This window comes from Cryobacterium sp. Hb1, assembly GCF_004403585.1.
Taxonomy (GTDB): Bacteria; Actinomycetota; Actinomycetes; order Actinomycetales; family Microbacteriaceae; genus Cryobacterium; species Cryobacterium lyxosi.
The window spans coordinates 15,391-42,291 of sequence record NZ_SOHI01000030.1; the positions used below are offsets into that span (position 1 = coordinate 15,391).

25 protein-coding genes and 2 pseudogenes are annotated in these 26,901 nt (G+C 62.7%); 23 read left to right on the forward strand and 4 right to left on the reverse strand.

Annotated features, from left to right (window positions below; genetic code table 11):
* Window positions 1-8 precede the first annotated feature (8 nt).
* The 13 genes from E3T38_RS13010 to E3T38_RS13070 all read left to right on the forward strand — a co-directional run bounded on the left by E3T38_RS13010 (window position 9) and on the right by E3T38_RS13070 (window position 11,677).
* Window positions 9-845, forward strand: a complete 837-nt coding sequence (locus tag E3T38_RS13010; RefSeq protein WP_134548584.1) for an L-threonylcarbamoyladenylate synthase — start codon at window positions 9-11, stop codon at window positions 843-845.
* Window positions 846-848: 3 nt separating this feature from the next.
* Window positions 849-2,123: an MraY family glycosyltransferase gene (locus E3T38_RS13015; RefSeq protein ID WP_134548585.1), complete on the forward strand. Its 1,275-nt coding sequence runs from the start codon at window positions 849-851 to the stop codon at window positions 2,121-2,123.
* Complete coding sequence (locus E3T38_RS13020; protein WP_134548586.1) at window positions 2,120-2,596, forward strand: hypothetical protein; 477 nt, start codon at window positions 2,120-2,122, stop codon at window positions 2,594-2,596. Before E3T38_RS13015 ends, E3T38_RS13020 begins: the two co-directional genes overlap by 4 nt.
* A gap of 194 nt (window positions 2,597-2,790) precedes the next feature.
* Entirely contained in the window at window positions 2,791-3,579 is a 789-nt protein-coding gene (gene atpB / locus E3T38_RS13025) for a F0F1 ATP synthase subunit A (protein ID WP_241984485.1), read from the forward strand.
* 53 nt (window positions 3,580-3,632) lie between these two features.
* Window positions 3,633-3,869 carry an ATP synthase F0 subunit C gene (gene atpE / locus E3T38_RS13030; RefSeq protein ID WP_104126466.1) on the forward strand — a complete coding sequence of 79 codons (237 nt, stop codon included), beginning with the start codon at window positions 3,633-3,635 and terminating at the stop codon, window positions 3,867-3,869.
* 29 nt (window positions 3,870-3,898) lie between these two features.
* A complete protein-coding gene (locus tag E3T38_RS13035; protein WP_134548588.1) occupies window positions 3,899-4,477 on the forward strand; it encodes a F0F1 ATP synthase subunit B in 579 nt (192 codons plus the stop codon).
* 3 nt (window positions 4,478-4,480) lie between these two features.
* Window positions 4,481-5,296, forward strand: a complete 816-nt coding sequence (locus E3T38_RS13040) for a F0F1 ATP synthase subunit delta (RefSeq protein WP_134548589.1) — start codon at window positions 4,481-4,483, stop codon at window positions 5,294-5,296.
* Window positions 5,297-5,398: 102 nt separating this feature from the next.
* Complete coding sequence (gene atpA, locus E3T38_RS13045; protein ID WP_134548723.1) at window positions 5,399-7,036, forward strand: F0F1 ATP synthase subunit alpha; 1,638 nt, start codon at window positions 5,399-5,401, stop codon at window positions 7,034-7,036.
* Window positions 7,037-7,118: 82 nt separating this feature from the next.
* The gene (locus E3T38_RS13050) at window positions 7,119-8,021 is read left to right on the forward strand and encodes a F0F1 ATP synthase subunit gamma (protein ID WP_104200098.1); all 903 of its coding nucleotides are present in this window, start codon (window positions 7,119-7,121) and stop codon (window positions 8,019-8,021) included.
* A 33-nt stretch (window positions 8,022-8,054) separates the two neighbouring features.
* Window positions 8,055-9,518, forward strand: a complete 1,464-nt coding sequence (gene atpD / locus E3T38_RS13055; RefSeq protein WP_134548590.1) for a F0F1 ATP synthase subunit beta — start codon at window positions 8,055-8,057, stop codon at window positions 9,516-9,518.
* A 2-nt stretch (window positions 9,519-9,520) separates the two neighbouring features.
* A complete protein-coding gene (locus E3T38_RS13060) occupies window positions 9,521-9,793 on the forward strand; it encodes a F0F1 ATP synthase subunit epsilon (RefSeq protein WP_104126471.1) in 273 nt (90 codons plus the stop codon).
* Between the two features lie 16 nt (window positions 9,794-9,809).
* On the forward strand, window positions 9,810-10,637 hold the full coding sequence (locus E3T38_RS13065) for a YaaA family protein (RefSeq protein WP_134548591.1): 828 nt from the start codon (window positions 9,810-9,812) through the stop codon (window positions 10,635-10,637).
* Window positions 10,638-10,678: 41 nt separating this feature from the next.
* On the forward strand, window positions 10,679-11,677 hold the full coding sequence (locus tag E3T38_RS13070; RefSeq protein WP_134548724.1) for a malate dehydrogenase: 999 nt from the start codon (window positions 10,679-10,681) through the stop codon (window positions 11,675-11,677).
* 22 nt (window positions 11,678-11,699) lie between these two features.
* Here E3T38_RS13070 and E3T38_RS13075 read toward each other — a convergent pair whose 3' ends face one another.
* On the reverse strand, window positions 11,700-12,227 hold the full coding sequence (locus E3T38_RS13075) for a methylated-DNA--[protein]-cysteine S-methyltransferase (protein WP_134548592.1): 528 nt from the start codon (window positions 12,225-12,227) through the stop codon (window positions 11,700-11,702).
* A gap of 113 nt (window positions 12,228-12,340) precedes the next feature.
* Between E3T38_RS13075 and E3T38_RS13080 the strand changes: the two genes are divergently transcribed.
* From E3T38_RS13080 to E3T38_RS13095, 4 genes are all read left to right on the forward strand, one after another.
* Window positions 12,341-13,303 carry an aldo/keto reductase gene (locus tag E3T38_RS13080; RefSeq protein ID WP_134548593.1) on the forward strand — a complete coding sequence of 321 codons (963 nt, stop codon included), beginning with the start codon at window positions 12,341-12,343 and terminating at the stop codon, window positions 13,301-13,303.
* Window positions 13,304-13,323: 20 nt separating this feature from the next.
* The gene (locus tag E3T38_RS13085) at window positions 13,324-15,057 is read left to right on the forward strand and encodes an ABC transporter ATP-binding protein (protein ID WP_134548594.1); all 1,734 of its coding nucleotides are present in this window, start codon (window positions 13,324-13,326) and stop codon (window positions 15,055-15,057) included.
* The gene (locus E3T38_RS13090; RefSeq protein WP_134548595.1) at window positions 15,054-17,018 is read left to right on the forward strand and encodes an ABC transporter ATP-binding protein; all 1,965 of its coding nucleotides are present in this window, start codon (window positions 15,054-15,056) and stop codon (window positions 17,016-17,018) included. The genes E3T38_RS13085 and E3T38_RS13090 overlap by 4 nt, the downstream gene beginning before the upstream one ends.
* Before the next feature lie 94 nt (window positions 17,019-17,112).
* Window positions 17,113-18,405, forward strand: coding sequence for a DUF4192 domain-containing protein (locus E3T38_RS13095; RefSeq protein ID WP_166805520.1), 1,293 nt, complete (start codon window positions 17,113-17,115; stop codon window positions 18,403-18,405).
* Between the two features lie 42 nt (window positions 18,406-18,447).
* On the opposite strand, the pseudogene E3T38_RS13100 reads toward E3T38_RS13095, so the two are convergent.
* Both E3T38_RS13100 and E3T38_RS13105 read right to left on the reverse strand, forming a co-directional pair.
* A pseudogene (locus tag E3T38_RS13100) lies at window positions 18,448-18,816 on the reverse strand (aminotransferase class III-fold pyridoxal phosphate-dependent enzyme); the annotation flags it as partial.
* Window positions 18,817-18,878: 62 nt separating this feature from the next.
* Window positions 18,879-19,361 carry an Lrp/AsnC family transcriptional regulator gene (locus E3T38_RS13105; RefSeq protein ID WP_134548597.1) on the reverse strand — a complete coding sequence of 161 codons (483 nt, stop codon included), beginning with the start codon at window positions 19,359-19,361 and terminating at the stop codon, window positions 18,879-18,881.
* A gap of 172 nt (window positions 19,362-19,533) precedes the next feature.
* On the opposite strand from E3T38_RS13105, the pseudogene E3T38_RS13110 reads away from it, so the two are divergent.
* The 6 genes and pseudogenes from E3T38_RS13110 to E3T38_RS13135 form a co-directional block, all read left to right on the forward strand.
* A pseudogene (locus E3T38_RS13110) lies at window positions 19,534-20,033 on the forward strand (aldehyde dehydrogenase family protein); the annotation flags it as partial.
* 143 nt (window positions 20,034-20,176) lie between these two features.
* The gene (locus E3T38_RS13115; protein ID WP_370449035.1) at window positions 20,177-20,980 is read left to right on the forward strand and encodes a PP2C family serine/threonine-protein phosphatase; all 804 of its coding nucleotides are present in this window, start codon (window positions 20,177-20,179) and stop codon (window positions 20,978-20,980) included.
* Window positions 20,981-21,128: 148 nt separating this feature from the next.
* Complete coding sequence (locus tag E3T38_RS13120) at window positions 21,129-21,662, forward strand: hypothetical protein (protein ID WP_134548599.1); 534 nt, start codon at window positions 21,129-21,131, stop codon at window positions 21,660-21,662.
* Window positions 21,663-21,698: 36 nt separating this feature from the next.
* Window positions 21,699-22,043 carry a zinc ribbon domain-containing protein YjdM gene (locus tag E3T38_RS13125; protein ID WP_134548600.1) on the forward strand — a complete coding sequence of 115 codons (345 nt, stop codon included), beginning with the start codon at window positions 21,699-21,701 and terminating at the stop codon, window positions 22,041-22,043.
* 93 nt (window positions 22,044-22,136) lie between these two features.
* Window positions 22,137-22,661 (forward strand): FHA domain-containing protein, encoded by a 525-nt coding sequence (locus tag E3T38_RS13130; RefSeq protein ID WP_241984477.1) that lies wholly within the window; start codon window positions 22,137-22,139, stop codon window positions 22,659-22,661.
* Window positions 22,662-22,752: 91 nt separating this feature from the next.
* Window positions 22,753-25,689 carry an FtsK/SpoIIIE domain-containing protein gene (locus E3T38_RS13135; RefSeq protein ID WP_134548601.1) on the forward strand — a complete coding sequence of 979 codons (2,937 nt, stop codon included), beginning with the start codon at window positions 22,753-22,755 and terminating at the stop codon, window positions 25,687-25,689.
* A gap of 215 nt (window positions 25,690-25,904) precedes the next feature.
* On the opposite strand, the gene E3T38_RS13140 is transcribed toward E3T38_RS13135, so the two are convergent.
* Window positions 25,905-26,897: an asparaginase gene (locus tag E3T38_RS13140; protein WP_134548602.1), complete on the reverse strand. Its 993-nt coding sequence runs from the start codon at window positions 26,895-26,897 to the stop codon at window positions 25,905-25,907.
* Between the last annotated feature and the right edge of the window lie 4 nt (window positions 26,898-26,901).

A 26,901-nucleotide genomic window follows, 5' to 3' on the forward strand; every position in this document is an offset into this window, starting at 1 on the left:
TGCCGGAAATGACACGCATATACGATTGCACGAGTGACTCGCACGCGAGCGACACAAACACGAGCGAAAACTACCAGGCGCACATCGCGCTGGCTCGCACGGCTATCGGACGCGGGGCGCTCGTCGTCATCCCTACCGACACGGTCTACGGCGTTGCTGCTGACGCATTCAACCCCGAAGCGGTTCAGCTGCTCCTCGACGCGAAGGGCCGAAGCCGGCAGTCGCCGCCGCCGGTGCTCATCCCCGGCCTCGCCGCCCTCGACGCCCTCGCCGTGGACGTGCCGCAGCCGGTACGTGACCTGGTCGCGGCGTTCTGGCCCGGCGGACTCACCGTCATCGTCAATGCCCAGCCGTCGCTGGTCTGGGATCTCGGCGAAACCCGCGGCACCGTGGCGCTTCGCATGCCAAGTAACCAAGTCGCGCTCGACCTGCTCGCGCAGACCGGTCCGCTGGCCGTATCCAGTGCAAACCTCAGCGGCATGGCTGCCACCGTTGATGCACAGTCCGCCGCAGCCGCGCTCGGCGAGAGCGTCGACGTGTACCTCGACGGTGGAACCGCCGGCAGCACCTATGAAAGTGTGTTCAGTCAGACCAGTGACGGGGCGTCGACGATAGTGGATGCCGCCGGTTTCGAGGTCAACGGTGGTTTTCTGCACATCGTGCGCAGCGGCGTCATTTCCCGCGAGGCGATCGCGGCCGTCGTGGGAGACGTGCTCGCGGCCGTTCCGCCTATTCCCGGTACACCGGCGGAAGTGACTGAAACGGATGCTGCGCCATCCATCGTTGCCCCGTCCCAGAATGACAGCACGGAAGACGCGCACGACGGAACGGAGGCCAGCCGGTAGCCCATGACCCTTTTTCTTCTCCTCGCGCTCGTTTCAGCGATCGTGACTTTTGTGCTGTCGATCGTGGTTTACAAGCTCAGCCACAAGTACCACCTGTACCCGAAAATTCGCGAACGCGACGTACACACCCGTCCCACTCCGCGCCTTGGCGGCATCGCCATGTTCCTCGGAATTCTCGTGGCTTTCGGTGTCGCCTATCTCATCTCGGCTCACTTTGCCCCGCTGCGTATGCTTTTCGCCGATCCGCAGCAGATCCTGGCCATCCTCGGCGCCGCCCTTCTGATCGTTCTCGTCGGCGTTGCCGACGATATCTGGGATCTCGACTGGATGACGAAGCTCGCTGGGCAATTCATTGCCGCCGGACTCGTCGCCTGGCAAGGCGTACAGATCTATTCCCTGCCGATCGGTGGACTGACGGTCTGGAGCGGCTGGATATCGATTGTGGTCACGATCGTCGCCATCGTCGTCGTCATGAACATGATCAACTTCATCGACGGCCTCGACGGTCTCGTCACCGGCGTGGCCCTGATCGCCAACGGTGTCTTCTTTCTCTACAGTTACCTTCTCGTGCGGGATACGTCACCGACCAACTACTTCAATCTTGCGTCCCTCATCGCCGCCATCCTGGTGGGTGCCTGTGTGGGGTTCCTGCCATTGAACTGGCATCCGGCCAAAATGTTCATGGGCGATGCCGGCGCACTCCTGGTCGGGCTGCTCATGGCCACGAGCGCGATCGCCATCACCGGCCAGATCGACCCCACCGCCATCAACCGCTCAGAACTCTTCCCGGCATTCATCCCCATTCTGTTGCCGGTGGCGATCATGATCATTCCGCTGCTCGACTTCGCACTCGCCGTGTTCCGGCGGGTGCGGGCCGGCAAATCGCCCTTCAGCGCCGACCGAAAACACCTGCACCACCGCCTGCTCGATATGGGACACTCCCACCTGCACGCCGTATTGATCTTCTACGGGTGGACAGCAGCAGCGTCTATCGGATGCCTGCTCTATTACATTCTTCCCGTGTATTTCGGTCTACCGACCTGGTACGCGACCATCTTCCTGATTACGTCGCTGCTGATCTGCACCATCGTCACGCTCGCCCCGCTCGGCCGCCGCAAGACCGGTGAATGGGTCAGTCAGTCAGCACCGGCGCAGATAGCAGTACTGCACCAATTCGACCCGCTTGACGAGGCCGCTGCGCCCGCGACAGCACTACCAGTCCCAACAACGACACGAGCGACCGCCTCCGCGGCGGCGCCTGCCGAGGAGAACGTATGACCAGCGCCACCCCACCCGTCGCTACCCAACCCACCTCGATCCCCGTGCTGCGCCGGATCCTGATCTACGGTGGATATGTCGCCCTCGCCATCGCCGTGGTGGGTTCGGTCGTCGGCTATGTCATCGATGGCGGCACGGGTGTGATCAGCGCCCTGATCGGAACGCTCATGTCAGTTGTCTTCATGGGCGTCACGGCCGGCAGCATTCTGCTGGCCAACCGCGTCGCTGGAAACGAATCAGCCATTGGTGCCTTTTTCGGCATCATCATGGGAGGCTGGTTGCTCAAGTTTGTGGTGTTCCTGGTGTTGCTCGTGGTGTTGCAGGATCGCGGGTGGATTCAACCGATGGTGCTGTTCTTCTGCATTATCGCCGGCGTCGTGGGTTCCCTCGTCGTCGACGCTGTCGTGGTGTTGAAGAGCCGGATGCCCTACGTCGGCGACGTTGTACTGCCCCCCGCCCCGGTCGACGACTAGCCCTTCGACCCATTCACCCACGGATCCTGCTCTCGATTCGGCTCCGCGCCTGATCTTTGCTAGAATAATGTCAATCCCACACCGGTTTACGCATGCTCTCTAGCGTCGTAGACCTGCCCACATTCGTCGTTGCGCGAGCAGAGCTCACCGCCCCGAAACAGGAGAAAGCGCTGCTAGAAATCGCCGTAAACCTGATGGTCCCGTCTGCCACCGGCGACGGTGAATTCCACGGTCCCTCCATCAATGAGTTCTTCCCCGACGTAATATTTTTTGCCGATACTCCGTTCGAGATCAACCGCATCATCCTGATTCGCTTCCTCGCGGTCGCGGTGTTGATGTTGGTCTTCTGGCTTGGCACTCGTCGCATGAAGGTCATCCCGACCCGCGGCCAGAGCCTGGCCGAAATGGGTCTCGACTTCGTTCGTCTGAACATCGCCGAAGACCTGCTGGGCAAGAAAGACGGCAAACGTTTTCTGCCGCTTCTGACCACAATCTTCTTCATGGTGTTATTCATGAACCTCACGGGAATCATTCCATTCCTCAACATCGCCGGCACGTCGGTGATCGGGGTCCCGCTGCTTCTGGGGCTTATCGCCTACGCCACGTTCATCTACGCCGGCGTCAAGAAAAACCCCGCGAAGTTCTTCCGTAACTCGCTCTTCCCGCCCGGAGTGCCGGTGGGGCTCTACATCATCGTGACGCCGATCGAATTCATCTCGACGTTCCTGGTGCGGCCATTCACCCTCACGCTCCGACTGATGATGAACATGATCGTCGGGCACCTGCTGCTTGTGCTGTTCTTCAGCGCTACCCAGTTTTTCTTCTTCACTGCCGACGGCGGGTTCAAGCTCTTCGGCGCTGGCACTCTCATCTTCGGTTTCGCGTTCACGCTCTTCGAAGTGCTGATTGCGCTCCTCCAGGCTTACATTTTCGCCCTACTCACCGCCGTCTACATCCAGCTCGCGCTGGCTGAGGAACACTAGACACTTTAGGAATCCGGCACTCGCCGCATTCACCATCACGGAAGGAAACATACGTGGACGCAACAACCGTTCTCGCGGAAATCAACGGAAACATCGCGACCGTCGGTTATGGCCTCGCAGCCATCGGCCCGGCAATTGGTATCGGTATCGTCGTTGGCAAGACCATCGAGGGTGTCGCTCGCCAGCCTGAACTGGCCGGCCGCCTGCAGGTGCTGATGTACATCGGTATCGCCTTCACCGAGGCGCTCGCCTTCATCGGCATCGCCACCTACTTCATCTTCACGAACTAGTCCTCTTCACTGCTGAGTAAGGAGGCATAATGCTTCACGCAGTAATTGCAGCCGCGACGGAAGAAGTCGCTAAGAACCCGCTCATCCCAGAGTGGTACGACATTATTTGGTCGGCGGTTTGCTTTGTCGTGATTTTCTTTTTCTTCTGGAAGCTTGTGTTGCCCAAAATGCAAAAGCTTCTCGATGATCGTGCTGAAGCCATCGAGGGCAACATCGCCAAGGCAGACGACGCCCAGCGCAAGGCCGAAGCTGCACTCGTGCAGTACACGGCTCAGCTTGCTGACGCTCGCGCCGAAGCCGGTGCTATTCGTGACCAGGCCCGTACCGACGGCCAGCGCATTGTCGCTGAGCACAAGGATCAGGCAGCTGCCGAAGCCGGTCGCATCGCGGCCAGTGCCAAGACGCAGATCGAAGCCGAACGTCAGGCCGCCGTCGTGTCCCTTCGCAGCGAGGTCGGCACCCTTGCCATTGACCTCGCCTCGGGTGTCATCGGCGAAAGCCTGTCCGACGACGCTAAGGCCAGTGCCATCGTCGACCGTTTTCTGGCCGAACTCGAAGCCAGCGAAGTACCGTCTCAGGCAACAGCTCCTACAGTTGGAAAGATCTAGCACATGGGAAGCGCCACCAGAGAAGCACTCGCAACGTCGAGGGCGGCACTGTCCGTTCCCGGCGGCACGACTGATCTGGCGACGGGCGAAAGCCTGTTCGGTGCCGGTCGTGTAATCGGTTCGTCGTCCCAGCTACTGTCAGCGCTCGGTGATGCGTCAGCGGATGCTGCGGCCAAGGTCACCCTCGTGCGCGCCGTTTTCGGCGCAAGCGTGACACCTCGGGCGCTGGACCTGCTTGCCGCCGCTGTGTCCGAACGATGGTCCAACCACGACGACTTGCTCGCCGGGATCGAAGAACTGGGCCTGCGGGCACTGGCACTGTCTGTTTCGGACGGTGGAGCGTCAGCCGCCGGAACGTCGATTGAAGGGGAACTATTCGCCTTCGGTAAGACGGTGTCCTCCGACGCTGAGCTCGAGCTGGCCCTGGCCAGCAAGCTGGGCAAGATTGACGCCAAAGCGGCCCTGGTTGAAAAACTTCTGGCCGGCAAAGTCTCCGGTCAGACGCTCGCCATTGTTCGTCACCTGGTGCAGCAGCCTCGCGGCCGTCGCATCGGTGAACTGCTGAGACAGGCAGCAGCCGTCGTCGCGGACGAGTCTGGTACGTCGATCGCCACGATCACGTCGGCCAGTGTTCTCACAGCCGACCAGCTCGCCCGCTTGCAGAAGAACCTCCAGCTGCGTCACGGACGGGCACTCACCACCAACCAGGTCGTTGACCCGGAACTGGTCGGGGGAGTGCGCGTACAAATCGGTGATTTGGTCATCGACGGCAGCATTGCAACCCGCTTGGCGGATTTGAGACTCCAGCTCGCTCGCTGAGTCACTTCCGTGACACCATAAACCCAGCAGTACCAGATGACTCAGGGCGGCAGCGCCCTCGAACAGACAGAACCTGTACAGCCGTACAGAAAAGGGAAGATGATGGCAGAACTAACGATCAGCCCCGATGAGATCCGTGGTGCTCTCCAGGACTTCGTCAAGTCCTACGAGCCCAACAAAACATCAACGACCGAGGTTGGCTACGTCACCACGGCCGGCGACGGCATCGCGCACGTTGAGGGCTTGCCCGGCGTGATGGCGAACGAGCTCATCAAGTTCGCCGATGGCACTCTGGGCCTGGCCCAGAACCTCGACGAGGATGAAATCGGCGTCGTCGTGCTCGGCGAGTTCGGTGGCATCGTTGAGGGCATGGAAGTGCACCGCACCGGCGAGGTACTCTCCGTTCCCGTCGGCGACGGCTACCTCGGCCGCGTTGTGGACCCGCTCGGCGCGCCTATTGACGGACTCGGCGACATTGCAGCTGAAGGCCGTCGCGCCCTCGAACTGCAGGCCCCCGGCGTCATGAGCCGCAAGTCGGTTCACGAGCCGATGCAGACCGGTATCAAGGCCATCGACGCCATGATCCCGATCGGCCGCGGCCAGCGTCAGCTGATCATCGGTGACCGCCAGACCGGCAAGACCGCGATCGCGATCGACACCATCATCAACCAGAAAGCCAACTGGGAGTCCGGCGACACGAATAAGCAGGTTCGTTGCATCTATGTCGCCATCGGCCAGAAGGGTTCCACCATCGCTTCGGTGAAGGGTGCGCTCGAGGATGCCGGAGCGATGGAGTACACCACCATCGTCGCCGCTCCCGCGTCTGACCCGGCCGGCTTCAAGTACCTCGCCCCGTACACCGGCTCGGCTATCGGCCAGCACTGGATGTATGCGGGCAAGCACGTTCTCATCGTCTTCGATGACCTGTCCAAGCAGGCCGAAGCATACCGCGCCGTATCGCTCCTGCTGCGTCGCCCGCCGGGACGCGAGGCGTACCCCGGTGACGTGTTCTACCTGCACTCTCGCCTGCTCGAGCGTTGTGCCAAGCTCTCCGACGAGCTCGGTGCCGGATCGATGACCGGTCTTCCGATCATTGAAACCAAAGCCAACGACGTTGCGGCTTACATTCCGACCAACGTGATTTCGATTACCGACGGTCAGATCTTCCTGCAGTCCGACCTGTTCAACGCCAACCAGCGTCCCGCTGTTGACGTTGGTATCTCCGTCTCCCGAGTCGGTGGCGACGCGCAGGTCAAGTCGATCAAGAAGGTTTCGGGCACGCTCAAGCTTGAGCTGGCCCAGTACCGTTCACTCGAGGCGTTCGCAATGTTCGCCTCCGACCTCGACGCGGCCAGCCGTCGTCAGCTCGCCCGCGGAGCCCGCCTGACCGAACTGTTGCGTCAGCCGCAGTACTCGCCGTACCCCGTCGAGGACCAGGTCGTCTCTATCTGGGCCGGCATCAACGGCAAGCTCGATGAGGTCCCCGTTGCCGACGTGTTGCGCTTCGAGCGCGAGCTGCTCGACTTCCTCGGACGCAGCACCGACATCCTGAAGACCCTGCGCGAGACCAACGTTCTCTCCGATGAGACCGTTACCGCCCTCACCGCCGGCGTTGACAAGTTCAAACTAGAATTCCAGACCGGTGAGGGCAAGCCGCTCGCCTCGGTGGGCAAGGAAAAGTTTGAGGCTATTGCCGTTGAAGACGTCAACCAGGAAAAGATCGTCAAGCACCGCCGCTAATTTCGTCGATTTCGACGAGGCAGTCACACTGATGATGCTGTAACACTGACGACGACAAACTGAAAGACAAGGAAGCAGACACATGGGAGCGCAACTTCGGGTCTACCGGCAGAAGATCAAGTCTGCCCAGACGACCAAGAAGATCACTCGGGCCATGGAGCTGATCTCCGCCTCGCGCATCCAGAAAGCGCAGGCGCGAGTAGCTGCGTCAACCCCGTACTCGCGCGCGGTAACGCGTGCCGTTTCAGCGGTGGCCACGTACTCGAACGTCGAGCACGTACTCACAACGGAGCCCGAGAAGATCGAGCGCGCAGCGGTCGTCATTTTTGCGTCCGACCGCGGCTTGGCCGGTGCCTTCAGCTCGCAGGTACTGCGGGAAGCGGAGTCGTTGAGTGAACTGCTCCGCGGCCAGGGTAAAGAGATTGTCTATTTCCTGGTGGGCCGAAAGGCCATCGCGTATTTCAACTTTCGAAACCGCGCCTCGGAGCGAATTTGGACTGGCGGAACCGACCAGCCGCAGTTCGAAACGGCCAAGGAAATCGGCGAGGCCCTTCTGGAAACGTTCCTGACGGACTATTCCGATGGTGGCGTCGACGAGATCCACATCGTGTACAACCGTTTCGTCAGCATGGTCACCCAGGTGCCCGAAGTCGTTCGACTGCTTCCCCTCGAGGTCGTCGAGGGAGTGGAAGAGCCCGGCGACAACAAGGTCCTTCCGCTTTACGAGTTCGAACCCGACGTTGAAACCGTTCTAGACAGCCTCCTCCCGGTGTACATCGAGAGTCGTCTGTTCAACGCCATGTTGCAGTCGGCGGCGTCGGAGCACGCGAGTCGTCAGAAGGCGATGAAGTCGGCCAGCGATAATGCCGACAAGCTGATTACGGACTACACACGCCTGTCGAACAATGCGCGCCAGTCCGAGATTACCCAGCAGATTTCCGAGATCGTGGGTGGAGCCGACGCGCTCTCATCCGCTAAGAAGTAGTTCACATGTCCCATGGGCAGAGAAGAGAGAGCAATGACTGACACCGCAATCGCGCCAGTCCGGGCGGAGGACACGGCCGGCTCGGTTGGCCGCATCGCGCGCGTCACGGGCCCCGTTGTCGACATCGAGTTTCCGCATGACTCGATCCCCGGCATCTACAACGCCCTGAAGACCACGATCACCATCGGTGACGAGTCGAACGAGATCACGCTCGAGGTCGCTCTGCACCTCGGTGACGACCTCGTTCGGGCTATCGCGCTCAACCCGACCGACGGTCTCGTCCGCGGGCAGGAAGTACGCGACACCGGCAGCCCCATCACGGTTCCGGTGGGAAACGTCACCAAGGGCAAGGTCTTCAACGTTATTGGTGATGTCCTCAACGCCACGCCCGGCGAGAAGATCGAAATCACCGAGCGCTGGCCCATCCACCGCAAGCCGCCGGCCTTCGACCAGCTCGAGTCCAAGACTCAGCTGTTCGAAACCGGAATCAAGGTCATCGACCTTCTGACGCCGTACGTTCTCGGTGGAAAGATCGGCCTCTTCGGTGGTGCCGGAGTCGGCAAGACCGTCCTCATCCAGGAAATGATCCAGCGCGTCGCGCAGGACCACGGTGGAGTATCGGTGTTCGCCGGAGTCGGCGAGCGTACCCGTGAGGGCAACGACCTTATCGCCGAAATGGAAGAAGCCGGCGTCTTCGACAAGACCGCCCTAGTCTTCGGCCAGATGGACGAGCCGCCGGGAACGCGTCTGCGCGTCGCCCTCTCCGCCCTCACCATGGCTGAGTACTTCCGCGACGTGGAGAAGCAAGACGTCTTGCTCTTCATCGACAACATCTTCCGATTCACCCAGGCTGGTTCCGAGGTGTCGACCCTACTGGGCCGTATGCCTTCGGCCGTGGGCTACCAGCCCAACCTGGCCGACGAGATGGGCATCCTGCAGGAGCGCATCACGTCGACCCGCGGTCACTCGATCACCTCCCTCCAGGCGATCTACGTTCCCGCCGACGACTACACCGATCCGGCACCGGCGACCACCTTCGCTCACCTGGACGCTACGACCGAGCTGTCTCGGGCGATCGCGTCGAAGGGCCTGTACCCGGCCGTTGACCCGCTCACCTCGACCAGTCGTATCCTCGACCCCCGCTATTTGGGTGCCGATCACTACAACACGGCCGTTCGCGTCAAGGCCATCCTGCAGAAGAACAAAGAACTCCAGGAGATCATCGCGATCCTCGGTGTCGACGAGCTGTCGGAGGAAGATAAGGTCACGGTTTCCCGTGCCCGCCGCATCGAGCAGTTCCTGTCGCAGAACACGTACATGGCGAAGAAGTTCACCGGTGTCGAGGGCTCAACGGTTCCGCTCAAGGACACCATCGAGTCGTTCACGGCAATTGCCAACGGTGACTTCGACCACGTGGCCGAGCAGGCTTTCTTCAACGTCGGTGGCATCAACGACGTCGAAGAGAAGTGGGCTCAGATTCAGAAGGAGAACGACTAAGCATGGCGAAGTCGTTGTCTGTCAGCGTCGTTTCGGCCGACCAGCAGGTGTGGGCCGGCGAGGTGACCATGGTTGTCGCCAAGACGGTCGAGGGCGAAATCGGCATCCTGGCCGGTCACGAACCGATGCTGGCGATTCTGGCCGCGGGTGACGTGCGTCTCACCCTGCCAGACGGCTCCAAGGTTCTGGCCCAGGCTGAGGATGGATTCTTGTCGGTCGACAACGACACGATCACCATCGTGGCCCGCAAGGCTGAACTCGTGGGTTCCAAATAGCCCGTCTGACACGCCAGTGCTGATACTGCTTCCGCCGTCGGAGACGAAACGCTCCGGCGGCGAAGCTGTACCCCTGGACTGGGAAAAACTGGCCTACCCGAGCCTGAACGTGAAACGTCGTGCGCTGGCGCGGGCGCTGGTAGCGCTGACACGGTATCCCGAAGCTGCCAGCACCGCCCTCAAACTTGGCCGCACACAGCTGTTCGAGATTGACCGCAACCGGGAGTTGCTTGCCTCTCCGACCCTTCCGGTAATTGATCGCTATACCGGGGTGCTGTTCGACGGTCTGGATGCTGCCACGCTCTCAGGCTCGCAGCGCGAGTTCGCGCACGCTCACCTGGTCGTACACTCTGCGCTGCTCGGGCCGCTCGCTGCACTTGATCCAATACCGGTCTACCGGCTGTCCCACGATTCGCGCGTGCCGGGCGTCACGCTGGCCAACCACACTCTCAAACAGCACTGGAGCAGCGATATTCAGCGGCTCCTGGGACGGACCGAAGGACTCCTGCTCGACCTGAGGTCCGAGGCTTATGTTGGCCTCGGCGCCCGACCCGTGCGGGCGGACTCACTGTACCTGCGGGTGGTCGCCGACGGCGCAGACGGTCAAAAGCGTGCCCTGAACCACTTCAATAAGAAGTCGAAGGGCGAGTTCACCCGGGCTCTGCTCGAACACGAACACAATTTCACGAACGCGCAGGAACTTATCCGCTGGGCGCAATCGGTCGGAATCCGACTCGGCCATGGAGCACCCGGCGAACTCGAGCTCGTCGTTGAGCAGCACCTCGCTGCCCCGGGACGCGCAGCCTCATCGACGATCTTTACCGGGGCTAGGCTGGGCGCGTGAGTACAGACACCAGCACCTTCCCCCCAGCGGTCAATGTTCCCATCCTGCGGCAAACGGTCAATGTGACCGTCACCGGGGCAGGCGGGCAGATCGGGTATGCGTTGCTCTTTCGCATTGCTGCCGGCGCGCTGCTGGGGCCGATGACGCCGATCCGTCTCACCCTGCTGGAGATTCCCCAGGGGTTGAAAGCAGCTGAGGGCACTGCGCTCGAGCTCGAGGACTGTGCCTTCGGCCTGCTGCGCGGTGTGACGGTCACCGATGACCCCACAGTCGCATTCGACGGGGTGAATATCGCACTGCTCGTTGGATCTCGCCCGCGTGGGCCGGGGATGGAACGTGCTGATCTTCTAGGGGCCAACGGTCGCATTTTCGCACCGCAGGGGGCAGCCATCAACGCGGGCGCAGCCGATGACGTGCGCGTGCTGGTGGTGGGCAATCCAGCCAATACAAATGCCCTCATCGCCGCCGCTCACGCGCCGGATGTGCCGAGTGACCGATTCACTGCCATGACCCGGCTTGACCACAACCGGGCCGTCGGGCAATTGGCCAGCCACCTGGACGTCTCAGTAGGGGCGATTCATGGGCTGACCGTGTGGGGAAACCACTCGGCCAGTCAATACCCGGATATCTTCCATGCCACCGCAGAGGGCCGAGCGGTTCGCGATCTCGTCGATGAGCAGTGGCTGGCGCAGACGTTCATCCCGCGAGTCGCCCAGCGTGGGTCGGAGATCATTGCCGTGCGGGGAGGCTCGTCGGTCGCGTCCGCCGCCAATGCAGCTATCGATCATGTGGGCGACTGGGTCACCGGCCGCGGCGTCGACTGGACCAGCGCCGGGGTCGTTTCCGATGGCTCCTACGATGTTCCGCCTGGACTGGTGTGCTCGTTCCCGGTGCGCTCGGTTGAGGGGCATTGGCGCATCGTGAACGGGTTGCAGCTCAACGAATTCTCGCGCAGTCGAATCGCGGCATCTGTTGCAGAACTCGTGGAGGAACGAGACGCAGTGCGGGCGCTCGGCCTGCTGCCATTGGACCGTCGCTGAGTTTCACGGTCATGCTGCCCAGCTACCGGTGCGCGATGCCCTCGTGGTTGAGCAGCCAAGCTTTCGTGGGGATGCCCTGCCCGGCGCTGTAGCCGGTGATCTGCCCGCTCGTCGCGAGTACGCGGTGACAGCCGATGATGATCGGCACCGGATTGGCGCCGACGGCCCCGCCGATGGCGCGGGCCGCACCCGGCCGACCGACGTCACTGCCGAGCGCCCCGTAGGAGATGACATCGCCGAAGTTGAGGCTGGTCAGCCGAGCCCATACGCTGCGCTGAAAATCGGTGCCGCGCGTGAGGTGTACGGGAAGATCGAACGACCGCCGCGTTCCGGCGAAGTACTCGTCGAGCTGTTCGGCCGCGCGTCGTAGCACGGGAGAAGGCATCTCCGCGGTCGCGTCGAGCGGTAGTTGACCGTCGGTTTCGATGGAAAGAGAGAGGATACCCTCATCGTCGGCGGTAAGTTCCAGGCGACCGACGGGGCTGGGGATGCGTAGGAGCGCGTTCGCCGTTGTGGGGCGCTGGGCGACATGCGCCGGGATGCTGTCCATGATTCGACTGTAGCCCTCGCTTCGGCCGAAACCATGTGGGGTTCAGACCGGGGTGCACAAGTGCCCGGTACGCGCACCTGTGCAGGAGATGGCTGCGCCCCTATTCTGTAGTGATGGCTCAAATTGAATATCGCCGACTTGGCTCCTCCGGGCTGACCGTCTCGACGATCGGGCTCGGGTGCAATAATTTCGGTCGCGCCGGGACCGCATCCAAGAGTCAGGAAGGCACGACGGCGGTGATCGACGCCGCTTTCGAAGCAGGCGTGACGCTCTTCGACACCGCGGATATTTACGGTGCGGAGCGAGGATTGAGCGAAACGCTCATGGGACACTCGCTGAGCGGCAAGCGCGACCAAATCGTGCTGGCCTCGAAATTCGGCATGGACATGGGTGGGTCGAACGGTCCGGACTGGGGCGCGCGGGGCTCACGCCGGTACATCCGCTTGGCCGTCGAGGCGTCCCTCCGCCGACTGCAGACCGACTGGATCGACCTGTACCAGCTGCACGTGCCCGACCCGTCAACACCGATCGAAGAGACCCTTTCAACCCTGCACGACCTCATTACCGAGGGCAAGATTCGTTACATCGGTCACTCCAACCTAGCCGGATGGCAGATCGCCGAAGCCGAGTTCACCGCCCGGATGAACGGTCACCCCGCCTTCATCTCGAGCCAGAACGAATACAGCCTACTCGTGCGTGATGTCGAAGACGAGGTTCTGCCGGCTGTGAACGCCTACGGTCTCGGGTTTCTGCCCTTCTTCCCGCTCTACAACGGCCTGTTCAGCGGCAAGTTCTCGCGCACGGGAGGGCCAGCCGACAGCCGCATCATGATGATCAGACGCCATCTCGCCGACGATGCCCCGTGGGACACGATCGAGCAGTATCAGAAATGGTGTGATGCGCGCGGGGTGAGTATGCTGACGGCGACGTTCGCGTGGCTACTGGCGCAGCCGGGACTGACCAGCGTCATCGCCGGCGCTACCAGGCCCGAGCAAATCGTTCAGAACGCGAATGCCGCGACGTCCTGGCAGCCGTCGGCTGACGAGGTTGCCTACATTTCCAACCTTTTCGCCTGACCTCACCCTAGGAGAAATTCGTGCTGCGGTCCTTGCTCGTGCGTTACCTGCGCCCGTACTGGCAGCCGCTGCTCGGGGTGTTTGTCTTTCAACTGGCCCAATCGATCGCCTCCCTCTTTCTGCCCACCCTCAACGCCGACATCATCGATGAGGGTGTCGCAACCGGTGACACCGGCTACATTCTGCGTGTTGGTGCACTGATGTTGCTGATCACCCTCGCGCAGATCCTGTGCGCGATCGTGGCAGTTTACTTTGGTGCGAAGGTGGCGATGAAGGTCGGGCGCGACCTGCGCGGGGATGTCTTCAGCAGGGTGGGCGAGTTCTCCGAGCAGGAGGTCACCCGGTTCGGTGCCCCATCGCTCATCACCCGCTCCACCAACGACGTGCAACAGGTGCAGATGCTCGTGCTCACTACCTGCACCCTGCTGGTTTCGGCGCCCATCCTCAGCATCGGCGGCGTGATCATGGCGATCCGTCAGGACGTGCAGCTGTCCTGGCTCATCGCAGTGAGCGTGCCGATCCTGCTCATCGCCGTCGGATTCATCGTGGTCAAGATGGTGCCGCTGTTTCGCAAGATGCAGACACGCATCGACACCGTCAATCGGGTACTCAGGGAACAACTGACCGGCATCCGGGTGGTGCGGGCGTTCGTACGCGAAGACGTTGAGATCGCCCGGTTCGCTACGGCCAACCAAGACGTGACCGACGTCGCCCTGAGCTCGGGTCGGCTGATGGCGCTCATGTTCCCCATCGTCATGCTCGTGCTCAACGTCTCCAGCGTCGCCGTGATTTGGTTCGGCGCGTTTCGTATCGAAGACGGATCGATGCAGGTGGGAACGTTGATCGCGTTCCTCAGCTATCTCATGCAGATTCTCATGGCCGTCATGATGGCCACGTTCATGGCCGTCATGATTCCGCGCGCTGCCGTCTCGGCGGACCGCATCGGTGACGTGCTCGCGACCGAGTCGAGCGTTGTACCGCCGGCTGAGCCGGTGAATGCCACGGTCGGTCAGGGCGAACTCGAACTGCTTGATGTTGGATTTGCCTATCCGGGCGCCGAACAGCCGGTGCTGCAAAACGTCAGCTTCATCGCTCGCCACGGCCAAACCACCGCGATCATCGGCAGCACCGGCAGCGGTAAAACCACCCTGATCAACCTGCTGCCGCGCTTGTTCGACGCCACGAGCGGCTCTGTGCTCGTCGACGGCTTCAACGTACGCGAGCTCAATCCCGACCTGCTCTGGGGGCAGATCGGCCTCGTGCCACAAAAGCCCTACCTGTTCTCCGGAACGGTGCGCAGCAATCTGCTCTACGGCAAACCGGATGCGACCGAAGAGGAACTCTGGCAGGCTCTCACGACCGCCCAGGCTCGGGACTTCGTCACCGAAATGGACGGCGGGCTCGACGCCATGATTTCACAGGGAGGCACCAACGTGTCGGGTGGCCAGCGCCAACGCCTCGCAATCGCTCGCGCCCTCGTAAAACGGCCGGCGCTGTACATTTTCGACGACTCATTCTCGGCCCTCGACCTCGCCACCGACGCCCGACTCCGGCTCGCCCTCAAGCAGAGCGCCACGGGCGCCACCATGATCGTCGTCGCCCAGCGGGTGTCGAGCATCATCGATGCAGACCAGATTCTGGTGCTCGAAGACGGCCGCATCGTCGGTCGGGGAACTCACGAGCAGCTTCTCGACACAAACACCACGTATCAGGAAATTGTGTCGTCTCAGCTCACCGCGGAGGAGACAGCATGAGCGAGACTCACGCCGATGACAAACCGGCCCCGCGTCCGCAGCGCGGCGGCGGTCCGTTTGGCGGCATGAGCCTGCCGGCCGAGAAATCGTTGAACTTCACCGCGTCGGGCAAACGCCTACTCGGCAAGCTGAGTCCCGAGCGGCTCTGGCTCTTTATCGTGCTCGTGCTCGCCGTTATCAGTGTCTCGTTCGCCGTGCTCGGCCCGCGTCTGCTCGGCGAAGGTACCAACCTGATCTTCTCCGGCGTCGTGTCCAAGAGTCTGCCGAGCGGCAGCAGCCAGGCCGAGGTGATCGCGGGACTGCGAGCAGCCGGCAACACCGCCCAGGCCGACATGCTCAGCGGCATGACGCTCACTCCGGGTTTCGGCATCGACTTCGCCATGCTCTCCAGCGTGCTGTTCTGGGCGCTCGCGCTTTACGTGCTCTCCAGTGTGTTCAGCTGGATGCAGGCCTACGTGCTCAACGGTGTCGTGCAGCGCACGGTGTACCGGCTGCGTGAGGAGATCGAGGCGAAGATCAACCGCCTGCCGCTGAGCTACTTCGACAAGAAGCCGCGCGGGGAGCTGCTCAGCCGGGTCACTAACGACGTCGACAACATCTCGCAGAGCCTGCAACAGTCGCTGAGTCAGGTGGTGACCAGTCTGCTCACTGTCATCGGCGTGATAGTGATGATGCTCCTCCTCTCGCCGCTGCTTGCTCTGATCGCACTCGTCACGGTGCCGCTCACCCTCGTGATCACGGCGTTCATCGCGAAGCGCTCCCAAAAACTGTTCGTGGCTCAATGGACGAACACCGGCGAACTCAACGGTCAGATCGAGGAGACGTTCACCGGCCATGCGCTGGTCAAGGTGTTCGGCCGGCAGAAAGAGGTCGACGCCCGGTTCACGGCCAAGAACAACGAACTCTATGAGGCCAGCTTCGGCGCCCAGTTCATCAGCGGCATGATCATGCCGGCCATGACATTCATCGGCAACCTCGTCTACGTTGCTATCGCGGTTGTCGGCGGATTGCGGGTCGCTTCCGGTGCCATGCAACTGGGCGACGTGCAGGCGTTCATCCAATACTCCCGCCAGTTCACTCAGCCGCTCGCGCAGCTCGGGTCGATGGCGAACCTGCTGCAGTCGGGCGTGGCATCCGCTGAACGCGTGTTCGACCTGCTCGACGCCGCAGAGCAGAGCGAAGACCCCGACCATGCCGACGCACCCGCCGAGGTGCGCGGGCGTCTGGTCTTTGAAAACGTGTCGTTCCGATACACCGAGGACAAGCCGCTGATCGAGCAACTCAGCCTCGTCGCCGAACCCGGGCAGACCATCGCGATCGTCGGTCCTACCGGAGCAGGCAAGACCACGCTGGTCAACCTCATGATGCGGTTCTATGAGATCCACTCGGGACGCATACTGCTTGACGGCGTCGATGTTGCCACCATGACCCGGCATGACCTGCGCAGCCGCATGGGCATGGTGCTGCAGGACACCTGGCTGTTCGGTGGCACGATTCGCGACAACATCGCCTATGGTCGACCGGATGCGACGGAGCAGGATATTCTCGCGGCCGCCACCGCGACCTATGTCGACCGGTTCGTGCACTCGCTGCCCGACGGCTACGACACCGTGCTGGACGACCAGGGCAGTAACGTGAGCGCCGGCGAAATGCAGTTGCTCACTATCGCCCGCGCGTTCCTGGCACAGCCGAGCGTGCTCATCCTCGATGAGGCGACCAGCTCGGTAGACACCCGCACCGAAGTTCTCGTTCAAAAGGCGATGAGTGCTCTGCGCGCCGAACGCACGAGCTTCGTCATCGCCCATCGCCTGTCGACGATTCGCGACGCCGACCTGATTCTGGTCATGGAATCGGGGCGCATCGTGGAGCAGGGCAGTCACGTGGAGCTGCTCGCGGCAAACGGTGCCTATCAGGCGCTGTATGCCGCACAATTCGCGGCGCCTATTGCCGACGAGGTCTAAAGCTGCCTCCTCCCCAACGCGTCGTCTGCGCGAATCAAACCCAGATTCGCCTTTGGCGCAGATCCGGGGCCCGACGGGCGAGCACAGTGGCGGCATGCATCCCACCATTGTCAAAGCCCAGAAGGCCCAGGACTTTCTGGCACTCGTTCCCCAGCTGCTCGGTTTTGCTCCCGAGACCAGCGCCGTGCTCGTCGCGTTTCGTGGCAACCGCACCTGCGGCGCGCTGCGTTTCAACCTGCCAGACGACGGTGCATCCCTCAAGGTGTATAAGCGCATCGCGACGACCCTCGCCGGGATGCTGTGCAAGATTCCCGGAGTGGACGCCGTCGTTCCGGTCATCTACACCGATGATTCCTTCATCACTGCCGTTGGTATCCCGCGCGAACAGTTTGCCGAGATTTTAAACCGGCGACTCGAATGGAGCGGTTTTCTGCTGCGCGATTCCCTGTGCGTGGCAGCGGATGCGTGGGGAAGTTACCTCGATCCCAAGTGCCCCGCTGGCGGGCATCCACTGAACGATATTGCCGAGTCACCGGTGAACACTGCGGCGAACGAGGGGGCGGGGACCAAGACCGTACGCCCGCTCGGCACCCTACAGAACGGCGCGGATCCGGTTGGTGTCCACCCGGCGACCCAGGAACGCCTGGCCCGGATCTACCGGCGGTACCGCCACCTGCTTGCGCGCGCCGAGAACTCTCCACCACTGTTCGACGCCCTCGGCGTTGCACTCGACCCGGTAGCGATCGCCGAGGAAGCACTCACCTGGCCGAATCCGCCCATCGAGGAAAACGTCGCCGCGCTTCTTGTGCTCGTGCAGTCCCCGCCCAACCGCGATCAGATCATGGTGCAGTTCGCCTTTGGACGCGATGAAGGGGTGCGCGCCCACGCTATCAACGGGCGGTACGCTCGGCTCCAGCACGAGACCGGGCGAAGCCTCGACGACCTCGTAGCCGAGGAGATCGACATCGGTGACCCAACCGCCGAGCACACCGGCGACATCATGCTCGGCCTGCAGTGTGAACGTCCCGATATCGACCGGATCCGTGTCGCGATCACCCTGCTACGCCTCGTCGTTGCCATGGCGCCTCGATCAGCCAGACCGGCGCCGCTCTGCATGCTGGCTTGGCTGTCGTGGGCACTTGGCAGCGGGTCCGTAGCCGGATTTTTCGTGGACCAAGCTCTTGCCATCGAGTCGCAGTACAGCATGGCGATCCTGCTGAAACTGCTGCTCGATTCGGGGCACCTGCCGGAGTGGGCGTTCGCGGTCCCGCAACACGATGACGACGATAATGACGACGCGGATGAAAAGAGCGAGAGCTACGAACTCGACGATGACTTTGATCAAAACTGGGGTGAAGACTTCGACGAGCGTGCAGCCGGCCGCTGAACCCTGTTCGCCGTCAGCTCCATGTACTTCGCCGCCTCCATTGGTTAGGTGGCCCATCAGCTTCCAGTAATACTTGGCGAGCTTGAACGCGGTCTCGACCGCTCTACCGCCTCCGGTGGGGGAGAACACGCGGTTGAGATAGCCGGGAGCATAGGAGGCGAGCCGATCGGTGAGTTCGATGACGTTCGGGTGAGCGTATGACCAGACCGGGAAGAATGCCGAGTTCCTCGGCCTGCTTGGCAGCTACTTCGGCCAGGCGCTTACGTCCATGGCCCGCGTTGACGTCGACAGACCACTGAGGCCTTCAATGTACTGCTTACCCGGGGAATTCCAGATGTGATGTCCATGGCCCTTGACGATGAGGGGCACTCCAGCGCCGGATTCCATTGCTGACTGACGCGACAACTGCATGCAGGGGCGCTCCTTGGCCTTCTGCTGCAGCTCGGCCGTGTGGGCGTCGTCGGAGCCATTTTTTACCGTGTTCTCCGGTTATATGACTGTTTATGGAGTTTGAGATAAACGAACGTCTCGGTGGAGAGCACTCCCTCGAGATTGCGGATCTTGGAGTTGAGTAGTTCGAGCAGTTGGTCGTCGTCTTCGCAGACGACCTCGGCGAGAATGTCAAAGGTGCCAGCCGTGAGCACGACGGAGTCCACGGCATCGATCTTGGCCAGCTGCTCGGCGAGTACGCGGGTGTCGGACGAGGCGCGAACGCCGATCATGGCCTGACGGAAGAAACCCAGCTGCTTCGGGTCTGTGACGGCTACCACCTGCATGACACCGGAGTCAGTGAGTTTCTGTACCCGTTGGCGCACGGCCGCTTCGCTGAGGCCGACGGCTTTGCCGATCTCCGCATACGAGCGACGACCGTCGGCTTGAAGCTGTTCGATGATCTTTTTCGACACATCGTCGAGCTGGGCCGGCTTGGGTGGCTGACCGCGCTTTTGTCCATTCATGCATCGATTCTGTCAGCCTAAATACTCTCGGCAAGCGAATCCGTCGTGTCGCTTGACACTGGCAAGCCTCGCTCCACCCTGGTCGACGATGAGATTTTGCTCTCGGTCGAGCAGATTCGGTTCTTTGCCGGGGCCGCCCGCAACCTCGAGGGTCGCGCGGGCGGGAATGGCCATCGCCGCGCTCGCCGTCTATGCCCGGGACAACGCCCGCACGGGGACTCCTCGCGAGGCGGGCATTCTGTTCAAACCGGTCAACAACGCGCACCAGCTTGCTCGGGTAACCGGCTTCGTACACCGGCTGCCCGACCACGCGTGCTCGAACTCGGCGGACGTTGCATTGGCCATACCCGTTATTTTCACGAAACGACCATCGTGAGCGGGCTTTTGCAGACCGATGAGGCAGTGCAGCAGGAGATCTGCGGGCCGATGATGACCGTGCAGCGCTTCACCGACGAGGCCGAGGCGCTTCCCTGGGCGAACGACGTGCAATAGGGTTTGGCTTCGTCGGTGTGGACCCGCGACCACGGGCGCGCGATGCGTTTCGCCAAGCACCTTGACTTTGGTTGCGTCTGGATCAGTTCGCATATTTCCATCATTGCCGAGATGCGGCACGGTGGTTTCAAGCACTCCGGGTATGGCAAGGATCTGTCGATGTATGGGTTCGAGGATTAAACCCGGATCAAGCACGTGATGAGCTATATCGGGCACTGGCCGGTGAAATGGCCGTGAGCGGTGACGTTATTATGGTCCAAGTCCTTCGGCGAACGTTGGAACGGCGGGGACGAATTCGTACCCACACTCGGAAGGCACCACCCGTGACCCAGATTGGTCAAGGTTCGACCGAATTTCGTGTCGAACTGCCCAGCGTTGCCACGACGCTGACGCTGGCGTGGGCAGCCCTGACCGATGTCGGCCATCGCCGCGAGGTCAACGAGGACAGCCTCCTCGCCGCGCCGCCCTTGTTCGCCGTCGCCGACGGCATGGGCGGCCACTCAGCCGGCGATGTCGCAAGTGGCGCCGTAGTGACCAGGCTTGCCGAGCTTTCCGGAACACTCGTGGCGGAGGCCGGTTCGATCGATCGGGCGCTCGCTCTCGCCGTGGAGGACATGGCGCAGGGTGTCGGCGTCACCGACCAGGGCACCGGAACGACCGTGACCGGCGTGGCGCTGGCACTCGTTTCGGACGCCGTTAGCTGGATCGTCTATAACATCGGCGATTCCCGGGTCTACCGGCTGACCGGCGGTGTCCTCGAGCAAATCACCAATGACCATTCGGTCGTGCAGGAACTCGTCGACGCCGGTCGCATCACCCGTGAAGAGGCAGATGTTCACCCGCACGGCAACATCATCACTCGCGCCGTCGGTTTTCACGAACCGCCCATTCCCGACTATCGCATCCTGCCGATCCAGGCCGGCATGCGCATCCTGGTCTGTTCCGACGGACTCACGAAAGAACTCACCTCCTACGGAATCCGTCATTTTCTGCTTGAACAGAAGCTGGCAGCGGATGCCGTCGCAGCGATGGTCACAGCCGCCCTGGAAAACGGTGGTCGCGACAACGTCACCGCAATCGTGATCGATGTGCTCGCCGTCGAACCCTACGAGGCGTCCAACACCTGACCTGGCACCTGCTAGCTAGTATTCCCAGCTATTAGGCATTGCCGACTACGGCGCGATGGCACTCTCTGATTGCGATCGTGCACACCGGTCTCGGCGCAATCCCCACAGCTGAACCAGACGAGCGAGAACTAGCGGGAGAGGACCAAAATTGAACGCCCAAACCACCGAGGCCAGATCAACGTTTGCTGTCTGGCGTCGCCGTGAGTCCTATCTGTTTCGGTTCGATCTCGCGCTCGAAGAGTCGGTCACGACGCGCGAACGCCGATCGATCCTGCGGGAGATTCGTGACAATATCGAAGTCGATGCCGCCGCCCGCGGCATCGACGCCGCTCTCGACTCGCTCGGCTCACCGCGCGCCCTGGCCCGAAGTTTCGCCGAGGACGGCCGCGGCAACCGGCCGTCCTGGGTGCGGGCAATCTACTGGTTCACGGGCCTGCTGCTGCTCTGGTGGACCCTGGCCTTCACCTACACGGCTGGCCTGCTCTCGGCACTGTTGTCCACCGGAGCCGAGTCGGCCCAGTCACACTTCTTCGGACTGTCGGTATCGGCTTTCAATCGTGACGGCGGAATCGGGATCGGCTGGGAAGCATCCTCTTTCATCGCCTACATTCCGCTGATCATCATGGTCATCGCGGCCGTCATTGCCGGCCGGCTCTGGCGTGTGCTGGCCCGCCGCCGGTAGCCCGGCGGCGCAGTGCGGTCGCGTATTATGGAATGAATGAACGAGACCCTGCCTCCGTGCCCTGAATGTTCCAGTGACCTGGCCTACGAGATGGGTTCCTTGCTGGTGTGCCCGCTCTGCGCCCACGAATGGTCGAGCGAACCGGTCGAAGAAGAGCAGGAAGTCCAGGTCAAAGACGCCTTCGGAACCGTTTTGACCGACGGGGACACCGTTTCGATCATCAAGGACCTCAAGGTCAAAGGCCAGTCATTGTCGATCAAGGTCGGCACCAAGGTTCGCAATATTCGCGTCGTCGATCCGGTCGACGGCCATGACATCGACTGCAAGGTCGATGGTTTCGGATTCATTCAGCTCAAGTCCAGCGTGGTCAAAAAGGTCTAGGCCTGGCCGATGGTGACGTGTCAGATTTGCGGGGCCTGGTTGCCGGCCTTGGCCATGTTCTGTGGCGAATGCGGCAGCTCTCGCACCGCTACCGTGGAGTCGCGCAAGCGTCCGGACCCTCGCCCCAACGACACGACGATCATTGCGCGCCTGCCACGCACCACCGTCGTCATCTCGGTACCGATTCCCGTGGAGGTGCCGGTGCCAGTGCGGGCCGTCACTGTCGTGACCGCCGCGCCAACCGTGCCAGCGGCAGTGCCGCCCGCACTCCCCGCCGCCGTGCTGCTGACCCGTGCGACCTTCGTGCTGACCTTCAGTACCGGTCAGGTGGTCTCCGTGCGGGGCTCCGGCCTGATCGGGCGCAAACCCCTGGCCCAACCCGACGAGGTTTTTGATGACCTCATTCAAGTAGCGGATGCCGACCGCTCGGTCTCGAAGACTCACCTCGAGTTCGGCCAGCATGACGACGAGTTCTGGGTCAGCGACCGGGTCTCGGCTAACGGCACCGTGATTCGCCGCCCGGGCGAAACGGCCGAGACACTCGAACCGGGCCGACGGTACGTTCTGCCGCGCGGTAGCCGGGTCGAAATCGCCGACCACTCGTTCAGCGTCGCGTGAGGACGTCCTCCACCGCTGACTGGAACGCTGATTGTGCACCGATAGTCACGTTACGAGTGTTTCTCGACCGATAATCTGGTCCGCTGGCGGGGTGTCCACCGTCGATGAAACCCTCGCTCTGCCGCCCGCGCCGGCCGCTCTGCCGCCGGCAGGGTTTCCCCTACTCGCCACAGTGGCGCCGCTGGTCGCCGCCGGACTGATCTGGATGATCACCGGCTCGGCCTTCGCATTGATTTTCGCCGTTCTCAGCCCGATCATCGCGGTAGCCAGCATGTTCGACTCGAAACGTTCGGGCCGCAAACGCCGCCGGGCCGAGACGGCCTCGCATAGCGACGCTGTGGCGGTGCTGCATTCAATGATCACTGAACGTCACACCCGCTGGCGCGACGAAGCCTGGCGGCACACGCCTTCGGCGAGAAATATTGTGCTCGGGCGTGCGGCGGCCGCGCGTTGGCGACAAACGGACGGCACGCTCGTCTCGCTGGGCGTCGGCTCGGCCCCGAGCGGTATCCGACTCGGCGGAGGGAGCGCACCGAACGATAACCGGCAACTGCGGGAGTGGGCAGCAACAGTCACCGGTGCGCCCATCGTCGTCGACCTGGCCCAGGGGCTCGGCATCGTCGGGCTAATACCGCTCGCAGCAGCCCTCGGTCGCGCCGTTTGTGTGCAGGTCTGTTTCGCGGTGTCGCCGACCGATTTGGGTGTTGCCGGCCCGGGCGATGCCGGGTCCACCGATTGGGACTGGGTGACTCAGCTGCCGCACGTGGCGCCATCGCCGCGCCGGTTCACACTCCTACTGCGCACCACGACCACCACGACCAGCACCACCGATCCACGCCGTGGTGAACCAGAAAGCGGGCGGCTGCTGCTCGCCTTGGCGATGAGACTCGAAGACCTGCCGCCGGGCTGCGGAACGGTCGTGCGCGTGCTTGGCCCGGCACGGGCGCAGATTATTCGCTCGCCGAATCGTGCGCCGCCTCTGGATTTCTGTCCGGAACTTCTCGCCAGGGCCGAAGCTGTCGATTTCGCGGTGTCACTCGCTGGGCAGGCCAAGTCAGCAGGCCTCGTGAGTACGACGGGAGTGATCCCAGCCATGGTCCCGGTCATGCAACTGCTCGAGCACGTCACCGATGCTGCATCGTTCGACCGGTCGGTGACGCCACCGACCCTCGCCTGCCCGATCGGAGTGGGCCGAGACGGCCCGGCGTACCTTGACCTGGTGCAGTCCGGACCTCACGCTGTGGTCGGGGGAACGACCGGCAGCGGCAAGAGCGAGCTCTTGACCACCTGGGTTGCCGCGCTGGCCGCGACTTACTCGCCGCGGCAGGTGAACTTTCTCCTGGTTGATTTCAAGGGCGGCGCGGCCTTTCAACCGCTTGCCCGACTGCCGCACTGCGTCGGACTCATTACCGACCTCGACTCGAACGCAGCCACTCGGGCTCTCGCGAGTCTCGGTGCCGAATTACGTTACCGGGAGCGCACGCTGAGCGCGGCCGGGGCGCGCGACGTGACCGACGTACGCCTGGAGCATCCGCTTCCCCGGCTGATCATCGTCGTCGATGAATTCGCGACCATGCTCGGGCTGTTTCCCGAGCTGCACGCCCTCTTTGTGGACATTGCCGCCAGGGGACGGTCGCTCGGCGTGCACCTGATTCTGTGTACCCAACGGCCGGCCGGGATCGTGCGCGACGCGCTGCTGGCTAATTGCAGCCTGCGTTTGTCGCTGCGGGTGAACAACCGGGCCGACAGCCAGGCCGTGATCGGAACGGATGCCGCGGCCGGGCTGGCACCGAATCAGCCCGGGCGGTGTTTGGTCGCCACGGAAGCCGGAGAACCGGTACTCTGCCAAGTCGCGACAACGGGCGAACTCGACATTGCGAGCATCGTAGCGGCGCCATTGTCAGCATCGTGCGGATACGTTCCAAGACGTCCATGGCTCGATGCGCTGCCGCCGATTGTGACCGAGTTCGATCTGGACGCGGCGACGGTGGAGAAAGCGCCGGTGACGGGGTATCCGGTCGGGTTGCTGGATGAACCCGAGCGCCAGCGCTACTGCGTGTTCACCTACGACCCCGACAGTGATGGGCACTTGTTGGTGGTCGGCGGGGCCGGTTCGGGCAAATCCACCCTGCTGCACACGCTCGCCCGGGTGGCCGAACATCGGGTCGCGACCCAGCTATTCACAGCTGATATCGAGTCCGTTTGGGATGCGCTTGCGAGTCTGAGTGCTCGCGTGGAAACCGGGCAGCAGACTTCGGCTTCACCCCGGTTGGTACTCTTCGACGATTTTGATTCCGTCTGCGCCCGCTGGCAGCCCGACCACCGGCTGTCAGCCGTTGATCTGCTCGTCGGCCTGCTGCGGGACGGACCGGCCGCTGGCGTGCATGTCGTGGTCGCCGTACAACGGCACACGAGCGTGGTTCCTGGGCTGGCCGCTCTGTGCCAGAGTACCCTGCTACTGAAACTGCCGAGCGTGCAGGACCATCTCGCGGCCGGGGGACAATCGGCCGGTTACATCGCGTCGCTGCCGCCGGGCGGGGGAGTGTGGCGCACCTTGCGCGTGCAGCTATTGGCGCCGACTCCGGGCCTGATCGTTCCTGCTGTCGTGGTGCCCAATTCGCTACCGGCTGAAGGTCCGCTTCTGATCGTGTCATCATCGCCGACGAGCACGGCGACCCGCCTGCGCAATGTCATGGGTGTTCCGGTGCTGGAACTTGCCGGAACCAGCGGACCAGAGGTATCAGCTCTGCTGGTCCCCGGCACTGTAGGCCAAGCGGATGCTGCTGTTCGACTGATTGTCGTCGGTGACGCTGAAACCTGGCAGGCGCACTGGACTTTGCTGGCACGGCTTCGTGGGTCGACTTCGAGCGAGCAAGCGGCCAGCCTGGTGTTCGACCGCTGCAGCCTGTCGGACTTTCGGCTCCTCAGTCACCGCCGGGAGCTACCGCCTCCGCTGGCACCCGGACGTGGACGGGTCTGGGTCTTGCACTCCGACGGAGAGGTCACCAGGGCGATCTTGCCGGGCTAGGTCAGAATCTCGGCCACCGACAAGACCATCCGCTCGTTCAACCGGGCGCTCTTCATCGACGTCCGTGACGTCAACGTACTCGCCTCCGCCGTGTTCATCGTCATCGTCGTCGAGGTCGAGGTCGAGGTCGAGGTCGAGGTCGAGGTCGAGGTCGCGATGGTGCATATCTCCGGTGCAGCGAAAGCGCGGCGGCTGGCGAAGCTGAAATAGCTTCTTTACACGTAGCTGGCGCGAATCTCGCCGACCGGTAAGCCGCCGCCGGTCACGGTGAGACCGAGCTCGGGCAGCAGCTCAGCGACATCCGTTCGGGCGATTGCGCCGGCATCGGCCAGCAGGCTCAGTGCCACCGCCGCAGCGGCGCGCAGGTTGCCGTCGAGGATTTTCAACGCCACGGTGGTGCCGTTCTCGGCGGCAGCGACCATGATGCCCTCGGCGCCGCCCTTCATAAACAGGCCGAGCCGGTCGATCACGATGCTGTCGGAGTGGCCGGGTCCGGCCACAACCCAGCCATTGGCGCGCACTGCTTCGGCCAGAAAACCGGCCTCGCGGTAAATCGCAAACGGTGAGTTCGACTTGCTCGTACTGATGCGGGCGATGCCACGGGCCAGCCCGGTGAGGGAGATCGCGTGCACCGGGGCGCCGCAGCCATCGACGCCCGAGGCGACCGGCCGTTCTCCGGTGAAGCGTTCGAGCACGTCGAGAATACGCTTTTGCAACGGATGCGAAGGGTCCAGATACCCGTCCAGCGCCCAACCGTTCTGCTGGCATGCCACGAGCATTGCCGCGTGCTTGCCGGAACACTCCATATAGATCGGCGCCTTGTTGGCACCGAGGCGTACGAGCGTGTCGCGGGCGGCGGAATCGATCGGCCAGGCCGCCGGGCAGGCGAGCGCTGTCTCGGGCACTTGCGCGCGGAAGAGGAGCCCGCGAACGAGATCGATGTGGGCGGCGGTGCCGCTGTGACTGGCCGTGGCGATGGCAGCATCCGCTCCCCGCAGGGCGGCGCCACTCGCCATGACCGCAACGGCCTGGAAGGGTTTCATCGCCGAACGGGGAAAGATCGGACTGGTTACGTCGCCGAGCGCACGCAACACCTCACCGTTGGTGCCGAGCACGATTGCCGAACCGGCGTGACGGGATTCGACGAAGCCGCTGCGCTCGACGATGGCGAGCTCGACGGAATCGTCGACCGTGAAAGTTTCAGTCACGGCG